This window comes from Rhodococcus sp. LB1, from assembly GCF_001583455.1.
GTDB classification, from domain to species: domain Bacteria; phylum Actinomycetota; class Actinomycetes; order Mycobacteriales; family Mycobacteriaceae; genus Rhodococcus_F; species Rhodococcus_F opacus.
In genome coordinates this window covers 1-16,057 of the sequence record NZ_LTCZ01000254.1, presented here as the reverse complement: position 1 = coordinate 16,057, position 16,057 = coordinate 1, and the positions used below count along the sequence as shown (strand labels likewise).

General features: G+C 65.9%; 15 protein-coding genes and 1 pseudogene. 11 read left to right on the top strand and 5 right to left on the bottom strand.

From position 1 onward, the window contains the following. Window positions 1–1,303, bottom strand: a 1,303-nt coding sequence (locus AZG88_RS28455; RefSeq protein WP_231914240.1) for a cation:dicarboxylate symporter family transporter, incomplete at its 3' end; no start/stop codon positions are given. Between the two features lie 70 nt (window positions 1,304–1,373). Continuing rightward, on the bottom strand, window positions 1,374–2,540 hold the full coding sequence (locus tag AZG88_RS28450; protein WP_061699829.1) for a mandelate racemase/muconate lactonizing enzyme family protein: 1,167 nt from the start codon (window positions 2,538–2,540) through the stop codon (window positions 1,374–1,376). A 147-nt stretch (window positions 2,541–2,687) separates the two neighbouring features. Between AZG88_RS28450 and AZG88_RS28445 the strand changes: the two genes are divergently transcribed. The 5 genes from AZG88_RS28445 to AZG88_RS52960 all read left to right on the top strand — a co-directional run bounded on the left by AZG88_RS28445 (window position 2,688) and on the right by AZG88_RS52960 (window position 6,134). Further along, a complete protein-coding gene (locus AZG88_RS28445) occupies window positions 2,688–3,389 on the top strand; it encodes a GntR family transcriptional regulator (protein WP_061699828.1) in 702 nt (233 codons plus the stop codon). 109 nt (window positions 3,390–3,498) lie between these two features. Then, entirely contained in the window at window positions 3,499–4,605 is a 1,107-nt protein-coding gene (locus AZG88_RS28440) for a tartrate dehydrogenase (RefSeq protein ID WP_061699827.1), read from the top strand. 484 nt (window positions 4,606–5,089) lie between these two features. Further along, a complete protein-coding gene (locus tag AZG88_RS50710; protein ID WP_231914239.1) occupies window positions 5,090–5,488 on the top strand; it encodes a hypothetical protein in 399 nt (132 codons plus the stop codon). A gap of 281 nt (window positions 5,489–5,769) precedes the next feature. Continuing rightward, complete coding sequence (locus AZG88_RS28430; protein ID WP_061699825.1) at window positions 5,770–5,979, top strand: hypothetical protein; 210 nt, start codon at window positions 5,770–5,772, stop codon at window positions 5,977–5,979. Beyond that, entirely contained in the window at window positions 5,976–6,134 is a 159-nt protein-coding gene (locus tag AZG88_RS52960; protein ID WP_197487955.1) for a hypothetical protein, read from the top strand. The genes AZG88_RS28430 and AZG88_RS52960 overlap by 4 nt, the downstream gene beginning before the upstream one ends. Before the next feature lie 308 nt (window positions 6,135–6,442). On the opposite strand, the gene AZG88_RS28425 is transcribed toward AZG88_RS52960, so the two are convergent. The 3 genes from AZG88_RS28425 to AZG88_RS28415 form a co-directional block, all read right to left on the bottom strand. Continuing rightward, a complete protein-coding gene (locus AZG88_RS28425; RefSeq protein ID WP_061699824.1) occupies window positions 6,443–7,432 on the bottom strand; it encodes an NAD(P)H-quinone oxidoreductase in 990 nt (329 codons plus the stop codon). A 3-nt stretch (window positions 7,433–7,435) separates the two neighbouring features. Continuing rightward, window positions 7,436–9,091, bottom strand: a complete 1,656-nt coding sequence (locus AZG88_RS28420) for a long-chain-fatty-acid--CoA ligase (RefSeq protein WP_061699823.1) — start codon at window positions 9,089–9,091, stop codon at window positions 7,436–7,438. Between the two features lie 96 nt (window positions 9,092–9,187). Then, on the bottom strand, window positions 9,188–10,558 hold the full coding sequence (locus tag AZG88_RS28415) for an MFS transporter (protein WP_082833508.1): 1,371 nt from the start codon (window positions 10,556–10,558) through the stop codon (window positions 9,188–9,190). Window positions 10,559–10,759: 201 nt separating this feature from the next. On the opposite strand from AZG88_RS28415, the gene AZG88_RS28410 reads away from it, so the two are divergent. The 6 genes and pseudogenes from AZG88_RS28410 to AZG88_RS55360 form a co-directional block, all read left to right on the top strand. Next, window positions 10,760–11,401 carry a TetR/AcrR family transcriptional regulator gene (locus tag AZG88_RS28410; protein ID WP_061699821.1) on the top strand — a complete coding sequence of 214 codons (642 nt, stop codon included), beginning with the start codon at window positions 10,760–10,762 and terminating at the stop codon, window positions 11,399–11,401. A gap of 236 nt (window positions 11,402–11,637) precedes the next feature. Next, the gene (locus tag AZG88_RS28405; RefSeq protein ID WP_061699820.1) at window positions 11,638–12,447 is read left to right on the top strand and encodes an enoyl-CoA hydratase; all 810 of its coding nucleotides are present in this window, start codon (window positions 11,638–11,640) and stop codon (window positions 12,445–12,447) included. A 45-nt stretch (window positions 12,448–12,492) separates the two neighbouring features. Further along, a complete protein-coding gene (locus AZG88_RS28400) occupies window positions 12,493–13,320 on the top strand; it encodes a crotonase/enoyl-CoA hydratase family protein (protein ID WP_061699819.1) in 828 nt (275 codons plus the stop codon). A gap of 47 nt (window positions 13,321–13,367) precedes the next feature. Next, window positions 13,368–14,537 (top strand): acyl-CoA dehydrogenase family protein, encoded by a 1,170-nt coding sequence (locus tag AZG88_RS28395; protein WP_061699818.1) that lies wholly within the window; start codon window positions 13,368–13,370, stop codon window positions 14,535–14,537. 10 nt (window positions 14,538–14,547) lie between these two features. Further along, window positions 14,548–15,684, top strand: coding sequence for an acyl-CoA dehydrogenase family protein (locus AZG88_RS28390; protein ID WP_061699817.1), 1,137 nt, complete (start codon window positions 14,548–14,550; stop codon window positions 15,682–15,684). Between the two features lie 103 nt (window positions 15,685–15,787). Next, window positions 15,788–15,871: pseudogene (locus AZG88_RS55360) on the top strand (3-hydroxyacyl-CoA dehydrogenase NAD-binding domain-containing protein); the annotation flags it as partial. Window positions 15,872–16,057: the final 186 nt, after the last annotated feature.

The window sequence follows — 16,057 nt, the reverse complement described above, 5'->3', positions numbered from 1 at the left end:
CGTGCTTGCCGGGCCCGGCACCGAGCGCTGCTCGTGCCTTCTCTGCGTCGAAGTCGTTCTCCCACTTGCCGATCACGATGGTGGCCATCGCGTTGCCGAGAACGTTGATGAAGACCCTGCCCTCGTTGAGGATGCGGTCGACACCGACGATCAGGGCGAGTGCGGCGAGGGGGACGTGGCCGACGGCGGTGATCGTGCTGGCGAGGACGATGAACGCTCCGCCTGCGATGCCGGCGGTTCCCTTGCTGGTCAGCATCATGACTCCGACCATGATCAGCTGTTGCTGCCAGGACAGGTCGATTCCGACTGCCTGGGCGAGGAACAGTGAGGCCATCGTGAGGTAGACCGCGGATCCGTCGAGGTTGAACGAGAACCCGGACGGGATCACGATGCCGACGACCGGCTTGCCGACACCGAGGTCCTCGAGTTTGCGGACCAGTTGCGGCAGCACCGCCTCGCTCGAGCAGGTGCTCAGGGCGACCAGGAGTTCGGCCTTGAGGTAGCGCATCAGCGAGAACAGGCCGACACCGCAGGCTCGGCTGATGACCCCCAGCACCACGATGACGTACACGACGCAGGTGCCGGTGAACAGCAGGATCAGGTAGCCGAGCTGCTGCAGGCTCTCGGCGCCGTATTTGGCGACGACCGAGGCCAGGGCGCCGAAGGTGCCGATCGGGGCCAGTCGCATAACCCAGCCGACGATCTTGAACACCACGGACGTCAGCGCCGAGATGCCGTCGTTGATCGGTGCGGCCTTCTCGCCGGAGACGTTGAGGGCGCAGCCGAACACGATCGAGACCAGCAGTGCGGCAAGGATTTCGTTGCCGGTGACGGCACCGAACAGGTTGGTCGGGATGATGCGGTCGATGAAGTCGACCGCGCCGTGGGCCTGGCCGGCGCCGGGGATGCTCTCGGTGTCGAGCTCGGCGAGGTTGATGTTCATGCCCGCGCCCGGTTTGAAGACGTTGGCCACGACCAGCCCGATGAGCATCGACAGCAGCGACAGGACCATGAAGTAGCCGAGCGCCTTGGCACCGATCCGGCCGGCTTTCCGGAGGCTGTCCATCGACGAAATGCTCTGTGTGACCACACAGAACACGACCGGGACGACGATCATCTTGACGATGCTGATGAACCAGTCGTTCAACGGGCTGAGCGCGGCGCCGACGTCCGGGAGCAGGACGCCGACCGTGATTCCGAGGACCGCCCCCAGCAGCACTTGGAACCACAACTCGCGCATCAGCCGGCTGAGCCGCGAGCGTTCAGGTTCGGTGTGGCTCGGGGACATGGTGGTAGTAGTCATCGCGAGTGCTCCTTCGCACATCGGACCAGGTGGCGGTCCCCGCGTCAGCCGGAACCATGGAGGGTGGGGGTCAGTGGTGCAGCGCGCGGAGCACCTTGTAGAAGGCGGCCTTGCCCTCGAAACCGATGCCGGGGATCTCGGTGAGCCCGACCTGGCTGTTCTCGACGACCGCACCGTCGGCGAAGCCGCCGGTCGGCTGGAATTCGCCCGGGTAGGACTCGTTGCCGCCCAGCTTCAGTGCGGCGGCGATGTGCAGGGAGAACTGGTGTCCGCCGTGCGGGATGCACTGGCGCGAGGACCACCCGTGGTCCTTGAGCATCTCCTGCACCCGCAGGTATTCGGTCAGGCCGTAGCTCAGGGCGGGGTCGACCTGGATGATGTCGCGGTCCGGTCGCATGCCGGCGTAGCGGATCAGGTTGCGGGCGTCCTGCAGGGAGAAGAGGTTCTCGCCGGTGGCGATGCGGCCGGAGTAGTTCTCGGACAGCACGGCGTTGAGGCGGTAGTCGAGCGGGTCGCCGACCTCCTCGTACCAGAACAGGTTATAGGGCTCGATGGCCTTGCCGTATTCGAGGGCGGTCGCCAGGTCGAAGCGGCCGTTGACGTCGACCGCGAGGCGGGAGCCGTCACCGTCGAGGACCTCGAGGACGGCGTCGATGCGCTCGAGGTCCTCGGCCAGGTCGGCGCCGCCGATCTTCATCTTGACGACGTTGTAGCCCATGTCGAGGAAGCCGCGCATCTCGTCCTGCAGGTCTTTCAGGGTCTTGCCGGGCGCGTAGTAGCCGCCGGCGGCGTAGACGAAGACCGAGTCGTCGGGCTGGCCGTCCCCGTATTTGTCGGACAGGTAGCGGTAGAGCGGCTTGTCGGCGATCTTCGCCGCGAGGTCGAACAGGGCCATGTCCATGACACCGACCGCGACCGAACGTTCGCCGTGACCGCCCGGCTTTTCGTTCTTCATCATGATGTCCCAGGCCCGGGTCGGGTCCAGGTCGCCGGCCTCGTCGAGCAGGGCTTCGGGGTCGGCGTCGAGGAGTCGGGGAATGGCGCGGCGGCGCAGGATCTCGCCAGCGCTGTAGCGGCCGTTGGAGTTGAAGCCGTAGCCGACGATCGGCTCGCCGTCTCGCATGACGTCGCTGACGATCGCCACGATCGAGCAGTCCATCTTGCTGAAGTCGATCCAGGCGTTCCGGATGGACGAGCTGATCGGGACGATGCCCTCGTGTACGGAAATGATCTTCATGTGCTTCCTCTCCTCACTTTCTTTCGTCTTATAACGCTTATAAGACTTATAAGATGCAAGAGCGATGTTAGACTGATCGTGGCGCCGGACACAAGAGCCAATTTGTGGCCGGGAGCACAGACCGAGGATTTGGGTGAGGGAGGGCACATGCAGTCGACGAACGTCATGAACGTCTATTCCAGCAAGGGCGACGTGGCATACGGCGAGCTACGTCGGCTGATCTTGAGCGGCGAACTCACCCCGGGATCACGCCTGGCGCAGTACGAACTCGCCGACAGCCTCAAGATGAGCATCACCCCGCTGCGCGAGGCGGTCCGCCGTCTGAGCAGCGAAGGGCTCGTGGAGATGGACTCGCACCGCGACGTGCGAGTGGCACAGATGAGCGCACAGGAGGCCCGTCAGCTCTTCGAGGTCCGACTCTCCCTCGACCCCACCGCCGCCGAACTGGCCGCTGCACGGCGCACCGATCAGGACATTCTGTTCATGCGCTCCGCGCTGAACCGACTGGTGCCGGTCACCCGTCAATGGGGCGAAGAGGGCTTGCAAGCCCACCGCGAGTTCCACCGTGCCCTCTACGTCGCCTCCCACAACGACGTGCTGATCCGGTTGCTCGACGACGTCTGGGACAAGTCCGACCGGTATCGCCGCGTCGGCCTCGAACTTCCGCCGGGAGACGAACCCCGCATCCGCGACCTCGACGAGCACCACCAACTTTTCGACCTGGTGGTCGCGGGCGATGTGTCCGGCACCGGCGAGCTGATGCGGCGACACATCACGGAAAGCCTCACCGCCAGCGCCATCCGCGCCCTCGAGGAACGCGAGGGCGCGACCTCACGCGAGCTGGCCTGACCGGTCCCCTCACCGGCCTGCATAACCAAACACCCGAATCATCCCCGGCGGCAGCGCCGATAGTGCTGCACGCCAGGATTTCTGGACCCCGAAGGGAAGTCACCACACCATGGGCGCAACACATCGGATCGCAGTCATCCCCGGCGACGGGATCGGCACGGAAGTCGTCCCGGAGGGACTGCGGGTCCTCGAAGCCGCGGCGTCGGCATTCGACTTCCACATTGACTACGAGCAGTTCGACTACGCCAGCGCCGACTACTACACCAAGACGGGCACGATGCTGCCCGATGGCTGGTTCGACCAGCTCAACCAGTTCGACGCCATCTTCTTCGGCGCCGTCGGCTGGCCCGACGTGGTCCCCGACCACATCAGCCTGTGGGGCAGCCTGCTGCAGTTCCGCCGCCACTTCGACCAGTACGTGAGCCTGCGCCCGGTCAAACTGCTCCGCGGCATCACCAGCCCGCTGACCGGCCGTCAACCCGGTGACGTCGACTTCTACGTCGTGCGGGAAAACACCGAGGGCGAATACTCGAGCATCGGCGGCAAGATCTTCGAGGGCACCGACCGCGAAACCGTCATCCAGGAAACGGTGATGACCCGCACCGGGGTGGACCGAATCCTGAAGTACGCCTTCGACCTCGCCCAGTCCCGGCCCAAGAAACACCTCACCTCGGCGACAAAGAGCAACGGCATCTCGATCACGATGCCGTACTGGGATCAGCGCGTCGAAGCGATGGCCCAGAACTTCGCGGACGTCGCGGTGGACAAGTACCACATCGACATCCTCACCGCGAACTTCGTCCTGCACCCGGACTGGTTCGATGTCGTCGTCGCCAGCAACCTGTTCGGTGACATCCTCTCCGACCTCGGCCCGGCCTGCACCGGCACCATCGGCGTGGCCCCGAGCGGAAACATCAACCCCGAGCGCAAGTTCCCGAGCCTGTTCGAACCGGTCCACGGATCGGCCCCCGACATCGCGGGCAAGGGCATCGCCAACCCGATCGGGCAGATCTGGAGCGCGAGCATGATGCTCGACCACCTCGGCGAGACCGAGGCCGCCACCGCCGTCATGACCGCAGTCGAAGACGTCCTCGCCGCCGGCGGCGACACCCTCACCCCCGACATCGGCGGCACCGCCACCACCCAACTTCTCGGCAACGCGATCCGCCGACAGCTCGAAACCAACACAGCTCGGTCCACTTCCTGGACCGGCTGAAATCCGAGTTCGGACGCCGCACACGATGTACCAGGCCACCGAACCGAATCCGTCACACACCGCGACCTGGGAGCGCCCGTGACGGTATCCGTTCACCCGTGGAAGCCACTACCCATCATTCGCGAGGGACAAGGGCCCCTATTTCTAACAGCCGGGACGACATGTCCCACGTGACCGGCGCACCGATATCGTCACGGACTTCGTCCGGATCGCCAGCGCTAGGGACCTTCCCGAATTCGCGCACCCGGGCAGAGATATTGGATGGGCCCGTCAGCTCCCTGGACGCACGTTCACAAGCCTTAGCTTAGCCCTTGGCATGAGCACCCAGCGAGCCGGAACTGACGCGATCCATCGCGGCTGGGCGGGCGGCGCCCCGGTCGAGACGACGACTGCGCCGACCTACCCTCCGCTTCGCCGTCCCAGTCCTGGCCTATCGCACAGACATTCATGGGATATTGCCCCATAATTGTCTGTAGGTGCCGATATGGATTCCGCCCTGAACCCCTTCAAGCCCGGATCGGCCTGCGGCCCTCGGCGCTGGAGCGGGCCGGGAGCAACACGAATTCGATCTGCTCGTCGCCCGCAGCAAAGGCGCGACTACGACCGCGGCATGGTGGTCCCCGGCCTGCTCGGGGTCGGAACAACCACCCTGCTCAACAATTTGGCCGAGCGCGCCGAGCGGTACTGGTGTTTGATGATTAGCATCGAGGCCCGCCCGAACGAGTCCGGAATGGGGGCGGTTCGTGCCCGACTCGGCTACGAACTCGCGGTCGGCCTGCGCCGCTTCAGCCGCAACCATAAGCTGCACAAGGTCATCGACGTCTATGTGGTCACGGGTAACCGAACAATGTTGCCTTGGGTGGGTGGCACCTCGGGCGAGTGACCTTTCGCGTTCGTAGCCAACGGGGTGAAAGCGGGAGCTGGGTCACGGAATGGGCCGCGCGTATCGCGTTGCCGCCCTCTCCTGCGCGACCGGTGCGCTGTCCATCCGACGTTTGTTCAGATGCCCATACACCGTGGTGCGCGGAACCTTCAGCATGCCTGCGTTCTGGGCGACGGTGTGCTCGTTGAGTCGTTGAGCGAGTTCTCTTCATCCGGGCTGAGCTCTGACGATCGGCCGCTGTCCCTACGGACGCGGGCGGCGGCTCCTCGCGAGAGCGCCCGATGGATACCGATCACCAGTCAGAGACCGCCCGCAGAGCGGGTCCACAGCACACCGAGCACGGGTACGGCACCTACGAATGGGAGCCGCAGCACGGAGTGATCTTCCGCATGGACCTCGACCAGTTCGGCACCGTGGCCGGCGTCCAGATCAGCACGAAGCATCCGCCCCGATGGTTGCCCCAACACCACTCAGGGAGGATGACGCTGTGACTGACCGGACCACCGACGACCTCAAGCGTGAACTCGCCCTGCTTGCGAACGTGCGCGCCTACCTCCGAGACGCGGAAGGGCCGGACTTCTGTATCCCGACCACCGCCCTCGATCAGGTCCTCGACGAACTCCACAGCCACGATCGACGACACTGACCTGCGTCACCCACCTCTTCCGTTCTCAGCGACGATCCGGGTACCGCATCAGCTCTACTCCCTGCCCATCCCACACGGGGGTCGAATCGAGCGGTCCCACCTACCTGAACCTGCGCAAGTCCACCATCTACAGCGGATCGAGCGAAGTCCAGCGTTCGATCATCGCGCGCTCGATCATCGGACCGCGAGAAGAATAGAGAACGGTGAAGCGCTGATGGGGTGGCGGCGCCGAAGGCGTCCTGCTCGTACGCGTTCTATCGGCGCACTGTTGCTGGGAGGCGGACATCGGGTGCCAACCGTTGCTGGTACTACGACACCTTCACGAGTATTTTTCCGATCGTGTCGGGGGCGTCGAGCATCCGGTGCGCGGCAGCTACCTTTCCGATGGGGAGTACCGCGTGCACGACGGGTCGCACGGTCGCCTCGGCGATCATCGGCCACACGTGCTTCACAACGTCGCGGACGATGTCTGCTTTGCCGCTGCGTCCGGTGGTGGGGCGGCTGCGGAGGCTGGTGGAGTGCACGCCGGCGCGTTTGGCCATGAGTTGCGCGAGGTTGAGGGTGCCCTCCCAGCCTCCCTGCAGGCCGATGACCACCAGGCGTCCACCGTCTGCGAGGGCGGTGACGTTGCGGGCGAGATAGGCGGCACCCATGTTGTCCAGGACGACGTCCACGCCGCGTCCGTCCGTGCTGCCTCTGACCGCAGTGACGAAGTCGGTGTCGGTGTAGTTGATCAGAATGTCGGCACCGAAATCTTGGCAGGCTCGAAGTTTTTCCGAATATCCGGCGGTGACGGCGACGCGGGCTCCGAGCGCTGTGGCGACCTGAATCGCGTGGGTGCCGATGCCGCTACCCCCACCGTGGATGAGCACGGTCTCGTCCTGGCGCAGGTGCGCGGTGGTGACGAGGTTGGACCACACCGTGCACGCGGCCTCCGGCAGAGCCGCCGCCGTGTGCAGGTCGACGCCTTCCGGTATCGGCAGCACCTGTGACGCCGGTACCGCCACCCGTTCGGCGTATCCGCCGCCGGATAGCAGGGCGCAGGCGCGGTCCCCGATCTCCCATCCGGTGACCGCGGGTCCGACTTCGCTGATCACACCGGACACTTCCAGCCCGAGGATCTCGCTCGCCCCGGCGGGTGGTGGGTAGTGGCCCTGTCGTTGGTTGATGTCGGCGCGGTTCACGCCGGCGGCGGCGACGTCGATCACCACCTCACCGGCGGCCGGGACAGGGTCGGGATGTTCGGTCCACACCATGACCTCGGGGTCGCCGAACTGGGTCAAAGAGATCGCTTGCATGGGTCAGTGGTGTCCTTCTGATTGGTCAGTCCGGCAACGGTTTTGCGGCGGCGGTGCGTCAAGTTTGTTCTTGGCGATCTTGCCGACCGGCGTGCGGGGAAGTGCGGGAACGAATCGGTACTCGCGGGGCACCTTGTAGCCGACGAGGAAACGGCGGCAGTGCTCGTCCAGCTCCGTCTCCGCGACGGGCCGATCCGGATCGTGCACGAGGTAGGCGCACACCGTCTCGCCGCGATAGGGGTCGGGGACGCCGATGACGGCGGCCTCGAGAATTCCCGGATACCGGGCAAGGACCTGTTCGACCTCGGCCGGATAGACGTTAAAACCGCTGGTGACGATCATCTCCTTCTTGCGGCCGTCGATGTAGAAGTAGCCGTCCTCGTCCATGTGCGCGAGGTCGCCGGTCAGCAACCAGCCCTCGCGCAGCGCGGCGTCGGTGAGTGCGGGCTGGTTCCAGTAGCCCGTCATGACCTGCGGTCCGCGGATGATCATCTCCCCCACCTCCCCCACGGGAAGCGGGGTGGTGTCGTGTCCGTCGCGGTCGACGATCCGGACGTCGGTCAGCGGCATCGGGATTCCGATGCTGCCGACGCGGCGGTCGCTGAAGACGGGATTGAGGTGGGTGGACGGGGATGCCTCGCTGATGCCGAAGCCCTCGATGATCCGGCCGCCGGTCTTGGTTTCGAACTGTTCGAGCTGCTCGAGCGGGAATCCGGCTCCGGCGCTGTTGTAGATGGTGACCTGGTCGAGTCCGGACGCATCGACGCCGGGGGTGCGGCCCATCGCCATGTACATCGTCGGCACACCGGTGAAGACAGCGGGCCGCTGCGATTTGATGACCTCCAATACCGCCTTTGCGTCGAACTCCGGGATGAGGATCTGGTTCATTCCGCCGCGCACCGAGGTCAGCGTGACACAGGTCAGGCCGTACACGTGGCACATCGGCAGCACGTTGACGGTCTTGGCGTTGTCGGGGAGGTCGAACAGTGCGTAGGTAACCGCGAACCGTTGTTCGATGTTGGCGATCAGGTTGCGGTGGGTGAGCATCACGCCCTTGGCCGCACCGGTGGTGCCGCCGGTGTACTGCAGGACCGCGACCTCGGAGGAGTCCACCGCAACGTTCAGCGGTGGGCGCTGAAGAAAATTGCGGACGGACCCGGAGGCGATGCCCCGCAGGCTCGCCCGATGATTCGGCTCGGTGTCCACCCGGATCACCGGGCGGCCGAGGAACGACTGCCCGTCGCCTGCGCACCGGTCGAGCGTTTCGTCGGTGGTGATGACCATCGATGCGCCGGCGTCGTCGAGGATGCGGCGCATCTCTTCGGCCGGGTACCGGTGGTTGACCTGGACGACGATGCCGCCGGCGATCACAGTGCCGAACAGTGCGAAGACGTACTCGGGGCGGTTGGGAAGGATGATCGCCAGGCGGTCCCCGCGGCCGAAGCCGTGCTCGGCGAGCAGATGCGCGAAGGCGTGCGACTGCATGGCCAGGTCGTCGAAGGTCCAGGTGCGGTCTTGGAAGGTCAGTGCGGTCTGGTCGGTGTAGCGGTCCCTGCTCGAGTGCAGCAGGTCGATCAGGGACATCCCGGTCGGGATGTCGAGTTCGTCGACCGGGGCCGGGTACAACCGGGTCCAGGGGTGGTCGTCGAGGGCAGACAATGCGGGTTCTCCTTGCGGGTGGCTCGGCGTGGGTGTGGAAGCCGTTCGCCGGGCGGGTCGTGAGTGTCGAGTGCGGGGTGTGGGCTCGGTGGGCGGTCAGGTGTCGGCTTCGGCGGCTGCTTCCCGGGCGGTGAGCTTGGCCTGGACGCGCGTGGCGTCCTGGGCGGGATGGACCAGCAGGAGCACGACGAGGCCGCCGACGAGGATGGACACCCCGAAGATTTGGTAGGCGAGGGAGTATCCGGACAACGGGTCGGGGGCGCGGTCGACCAGAATGCCGACCAGTACCGGGGCGATGAGCCCGGACAGGTTCTGCACGGCGAGGAAGATCCCGAGGGTGCTCGACAGCTGGTGTGCCGGGGCGATCTGGGAGACAACGGCATTCATCATCGGCAGGGCGACGCTGGCGCACCCGTAGCCGAACACCAACACCGCGACCACGGTAACCGGAACGCCGATGAACGGCAGGCACGCCAGGGCGATTCCGCCGATCACCAGGAATGCCGTCGTCGTCCACACCCGGGTGACGCGGGTGGTGAAGTTGCGGTGGGCGAGGCGGTCGGTGACGAAGGTGGAGGTGAACATCATCACCAGTGCGGCGATGCTGGGCAGACCGAACATGAATCCGGACGACAGCCGCGAGTACCCCAACCCGGCCTCGAAGTACGAGGGGATCCAGGTGATCGAGGCGGACACCAGCCCGTACACGGTGAAGGTGCCGATGAGCGCGCCGATGAAGGACTTGGTGAGCAGGATGTCCCGCAACGGCAGCCGCACCAGCTGATGCGGGGGTGTTTCGTCGTCGCCGGGGGCGGAATCGGTATCCGCGTCGCCGGCGCGGCGGGCGTAGGGGCCTTCCTTACCGACCAGCAGCCACACCCCGCACCAGATGAAGCTCACCATTGCCATCGTCAGGAAGCCGGCGTGCCAGCCCCAGGCGGCCACGATGAGCGCGAGGATGGGGGCGGCGGCGATCTTGGCGAGCGAGGACCCGGAGGTCACCAACGCCGAGGGAAAGGCCCGCTTTTCCGGCGGGAACCATTGGAAGACTCCGGTATTGGCCATTGCGGTGGCCGGTCCTTCGGCGGCACCGAGGGCGATGCGGGTGACCAGGAGAACCGCGAAGGTACCGGCGATGACGAGCGGGAACTGGATCAGGCCCCAGATCCCGGCGAGGATGAACAGGATCCACCGGATCTGCACCCGGTCCCCGATCAAACCGACCGCGGCCCCGCTGATGCTGAAGAGAAAGAAGAAGGCGCTGCCGGCGAACCCGATCTGAGCGGAGGTCAAACCGAGTTCTTCCTTGAGCGGTTGAGCGACGACGCCGATCAGGGCCTTGTCCGCCCAGTTGATCGTCGCGAACATGACGATCATGGCGGTGACCGACCATGCCCGCACGGATGGCCGTGGGGACCGCCCCGTCTCGGTGGGTTTGGGCGGCAGGGATGTCGCGGGAGAAGACATTGAACGAATCCTGTCATCGGAGTGTGGGGTGCGCGCCCGCTCGAGTGCTCCGACTCAAAAGCTAGCGCTGATAGTTGAAATTATAGACCGCGGAATTCGAGTTTGTGAAGGGGGTCACTTCGGGGAATCCGCCCGGACTCGAACTTGCGTCCGGCGGGGAGTCGCTCGCGGCCGTCGGGGTGGCGTGACAAGCTGTTAACCATGGGACGACCTCGGGTACCGCTGCTCTCACGTGAGCGCATCGTCGGCGAAGCCATGGCGCTGATCGACGAGGAGGGCGTGGCTGCCCTCTCCACCCGCAAGCTCGCCGCCCGCCTCGGCGTACAGGGGCCCTCGCTGTACAACCATTTCAAGACCATGGACGAGGTGACCGACGCCGTCGTCGACGCCATTCTTGAGACCGTCGACATTGAAATCTTCGATACCGCCGGCTGGCGTACCGCGTTGCCGATCTGGGCGCGGAATTACTGGTCTGCGCTGCAGCGCCACCCCGGCATCGTGCCGCTTCTGGCCCGCGGACCTGCAACCCGGCCGACCCAACTGCGCTTGGCCGACGCCTTCTACGGGAGCCTGACCAAGGGTGGCTGGCCGCCGCGCCAGGCCACCGAGGTGGCCATTGCCGTCCGCAACTACATTGCCGGCTCCGCGCTCGGCTCCTACTTCGCCGGCTTCACCGAAGACCCGGCGTTCTACGCCGGTCAGTACCCCCACCTGGGCCAGGCCCACCTGCTGCCGCAGCACTCCGAGCTCGACACCGCCGCCTTCGAGCGGGGCCTGTCCTGCCTGATCGACGGCCTGACGCTGCAGTACTCCGAGATCGTCGGACTCGGCGCCACGCGCTGATCCTCGGCCGCCCTCGGCGGCCCGATTCTCGACCTCTTTTTGCACGGGCCCCGACTCTCGACCGCCTCCTTCACACGGGGATTCCCCCGATTCTCGACCGCCTCCTTCGCCCGGGGGTTCCCCTGGGGCCACCCTGCATGTACCTTTAAACATGCACTGCAAGTTTTAATGCGAGTTGAGGCACGACCCGGCCGGGTCGCCACTCGCCCATCACACATCTTTCAAGGGAGACGAACGTGGCTTACGACTACGTGCTGTACGAGATCGACGGATCGGTAGCGACCATCTGGCACAACCGCCCGGAGCAGCGCAACGCCGAGAACAGCCAGTTGCTCGACGAGCTCAACGACGCAGTCGTGCGCGCCGGCGGCGACCCACAGGTGCGTGCGGTGGTCTTCGGCGGCAAGGGCGGGCATTTCTCCGCCGGACACGACCTCAAGGAGGGACAGGTCGAACGCCAGGACTTCACCCCCGAGCAGCGGTGGGAGTACGAGTCCCGCTCGTACATGGACTACTGCCTCAACATCTTCAACCTCCCGAAGCCGACCATCGCCCGGGTCGACGGTGCCTGCGTCGCAGGCGGTTTCATGGTCGCGAACATGTGCGACATGATCGTCGCCGCCGACACCGCATTCTTCGCCGACCCGGTCCTGCACACCATGGGTGTCAGCGCGGTCGAGGTGCTGGTGCACCCGTGGGTCCTCGGGCACCGCAAGGCCCGCGAATTCCTGTTCACCGGGGAACGGCTCTCCGCAGCGGATGCTCTGGCCAGCGGGATGGTCAACCGGGTCGTACCCGTCGACCAGCTCGACGAGGCGGTCGCGACGCTCGCGAACCGGGTGGCACTGGCACCGCCGTTCGCCACCAAGGTGCTCAAGCGGTCCCTGAACCGCACCCTCGAGGTGCAGGGCTTCCATGCCGCCCTCAACGCGCACTTCGACGGGCACCAGCTCACCCACTTCAGCGACGAGGCCCGGCGCGCGAAGGCCGACGGCGGATTCTCCAAGTCCATCGAACGCCACAAGGTGGGCACCTCGGTGCGCTGACCATACGCACCACGACACCCCGATTCATCGAAGGAAGACAGCACCATGTCCAGCACCGAAGCCCCGGCAATCACCGAACTCGCCCTGCCCGCCGATGACCGGGTCGTCACCCGCCACCAGGTCGGTCACGTCTACCTCATCGGCCTCAACCGGGTGCCCAAGCGCAACGCATTCGACCTCGAGATGCGCGCCGAACTCGCGCTCGCATACGGCGAAATGGAGCGCGGCGACGATATCCGGGTCGGAGTGTTCTATGCCCACGGAGAGCACTTCACCGGCGGACTGGACATGGCCAAGGTCGGCAACGCACTGCGGGAAGGGCGCGGCGGAATCCCCGAGGGCGGCGTCGACCCCCGCCAGCTCACCGGAATCCAGCGGCGCAAGCCGGTGGTCAGCGCGACCCAGGGCTGGTGCATGACCTTGGGCATCGAGCTGCTGCTGGCCACCGACATCCGGATCGCGGCCGAGGACGCGAAATTCTCCCAAATGGAGATCAGCCGCGGCATCTACCCGTTCGGCGGGGCCACCATCCGATTCCCCCGCGAGGTCGGCTGGGGCAACGCCATGCGGTACATGCTCACCGCCGAACCGTTCGGCGCCGCCGAGGCACTGCGGATGGGCCTGGTCCAGGAGGTAGTCCCGGTCGGACACCAACTCCAGCGCGCCTACGAGATCGCGCAGCTCATCGCCGCGCAAGCCCCTCTCGGTGTCTCGACCACGCTGACCGCCGCCCGCCGCGCCGAACGCGACGGTGAACGGATCGCCGCCGAACAACTGGTGCCGGACATGCTGCGACTGCTCGACACCGAAGACGGCGCCGAAGGGGTCGCCTCCTTCCTGCAGCGCCGCCCGGCCCTATTCACCGGGCGCTGACACGCAATGACCCCCTCCACACCCCCGCAGGCAGGACAACCAGCCCGATGACCCTGGCACTTTCCAACGACGACACCACCTTCCGCCACCAGCTGCGGCAGTTCTTCCGCACCGAGATTCCCGCAGACATTCGCCAGCGGGTCGCCGACTTCGAAGAACCCAGCCGCGACGACCTGGTCACCGTGCAACGAATCCTCAACCGCAACGGTCTCGCCGTCCCACACTGGCCCACCGAGTGGGGCGGCCGCGACTGGACACCCATGCAACTGACCATCTGGCGCAACGAGCTGCAACTGGCCGGTGTGCCCGAACCATTGGCCTTCAACACCAACATGGTCGGACCGGTCATCGCCCAGTTCGGCTCCCAGGAACAGAAGGAGCGATTCCTCCCGGCAACGGCGAACCTCGACATTTGGTGGGCCCAAGGGTTCTCCGAACCCGACGCCGGCTCCGACCTCGCCTCCCTCAAGACCCGGGCAGTCCGCGACGGCGACCACTACATCGTCACCGGCCAGAAGATCTGGACCACCCTGGCGCAGCACGCCGACTGGATCTTCACCCTGGTCCGCACCGACCCCGACGCCAAGAAGCAGAAGGGCATCTCCTTCCTGCTCATCGACATGACCTCACCGGGGGTAACCGTCCGGCCAATCGAACTGATCGACGGCAGCTGTGAGGTCAACGAGGTCTTCTTCGACGAGGTCCGAGTCCGGGCGACGGGCCTCGTGGGCGAGGAAAACGCCGGCTGGGACTACGCGAAATTCCTCCTCGGGCTCGAACGCACCGGAGTGGCGAAAGTCGGCTTCAGCAAACTCAAACTGTCCCAGGCCAAGGCCCACGCCGCCGCCGTCCCCGTGGGGGCCGGGGTGCTGCTCGACGACCCACTGTTCGCGGCCAAGGTCGCCGAACTCGAGAACGAACTGCTGGCACTCGAGATCGTGCAGGCAAAGGTCGCCCTCGATTCCGGCTCCGGCCGACCAAACCCGGTGTCCTCCCTGCTCAAACTCCGCGGATCCGAGCTGCAGCAGGCGAGCACGGAGCTGCTCATGGACGCGGCCGGAATCGAATCCCTGCCCGTCGACGCCGACTCCACCCATCCCACACCGGGATCGGCACGAGCGGTCCCGGCCTACCTGAACCTGCGCAAATCCACCATCTACAGCGGCTCGAGCGAAGTCCAACGCTCCATCATCGCGCGCTCGATCCTCGGACTGTGAGGCAAAGACCATGAACACTGCACTGACCGACGAACAACAGCTGTTCGCCACCACAGTCAAAGACCTGCTCGCCCGCCACTACAACCCCGGCTACCGTCAGGCGCTCGCGGCCTCCGAACTCGGGTGGAGCCGACAGATGTGGGGCACCTTCGCCGAGGTCGGGCTACTCGCGCTGACCATCGACGAGGACCACGGGGGCCTCGGCGCCGGACCGGCCGCGGTCGCGGCGGTCATGACCGAAATCGGCCGGGGCCTGGCCCTCGAACCATTGACCGACACCGTTCTCGTTCCGGCGCAGCTGGTCGCCGACACCGGGTCGGCCGCCCAGCTTGCGCAGATACTGCCCGCGCTCGCGGCCGGGACGCTGCTGCTGGCCTTCGCGCACCTCGAGCCGGGCGGAAGCTGGTCCTGCCCGGCGGTCAGCACGAAGGCGGAACACGACGGCGACCAATACCTCGTGCACGGCACGAAGAACGTGGTGCTGCGCGGAGACTGCGCCGACCGGCTGATCGTCAGCGCGGTCACCCCCGAGGACGGAGACCGGCTGGGACTGTTCCTGGTCGACGCCACCGCCGACGGGCTCACCCGCGAGCCCTACACCACCTACGACGGACTGCGCGGCGCGCAGCTCACCCTGACCCGCACCCCCGCCGAGCGGCTCGGCGCCACCGACACCGACACCGACGCCGCGATCCGGCGCGCCGTCATCGGCGGACAACTCGCCGTGTGCGCGGAGGCGGTCGGCATCATGGACCAGGCGCTGGCGCTGACCGTCGAATACCTCAAGACCCGCAAGCAATTCGGTGTGCCACTAGCCAGTTTTCAGGCACTCGCACATCGGGCCGCGGACCTGTACGTCGCGGTCGAAATGGCCCGCGGAATGTGCGATTACGCGACCGCCAAATTCGCCGACGGCGACGCCGACGAGATCCTCGCATCCCGCCTCAAACTGCAGATCGGTCGCTCCGCCCGTCACATCGGTCAAGAGGCCATTCAAATGCACGGCGGAATCGGAATGACCGCCGAACACGCCATCGGCCAGTACGTCCGCCGGCTCCTGGCCATAGAGCACACCTTCGGCAGCACCGACGAACACCTGCGACTGCTCGCCGCCGGGAGCCGCGATCACGACCTGATCGAGCTGTAACACCACGCAGCGGTGACGGCCCGTCGGCGGACGCCGCGTGCGGTCCGTCGAATACCTGATCTCTGTGGTGGCGACTCACCGGAAGTTGAGGAGCACAACGCGGCTGAACCTGGGAGTTATCGGCGGCGGCACCATGGGTGCCGGCATCGCGGAAGTCGCCGCCCGTCGAGCGAGCGGCGCCGACGTAGACAGAAAAGTCGGCTGCCGTGTGTGAAATCTCTGGTCAGCCGCTCCAGAATTTCTGTAGCAGCGGCTGTAGACATTGAGGGGTCGCTGTTGTAGAGTTCCTCTCGTCGCAAGGAAAAGAGTTCACGAGGTGCGGGAGAGAATGAACTGCCCGCAGAGAAGTACCGCAAGACCAGGATGTGCCGGG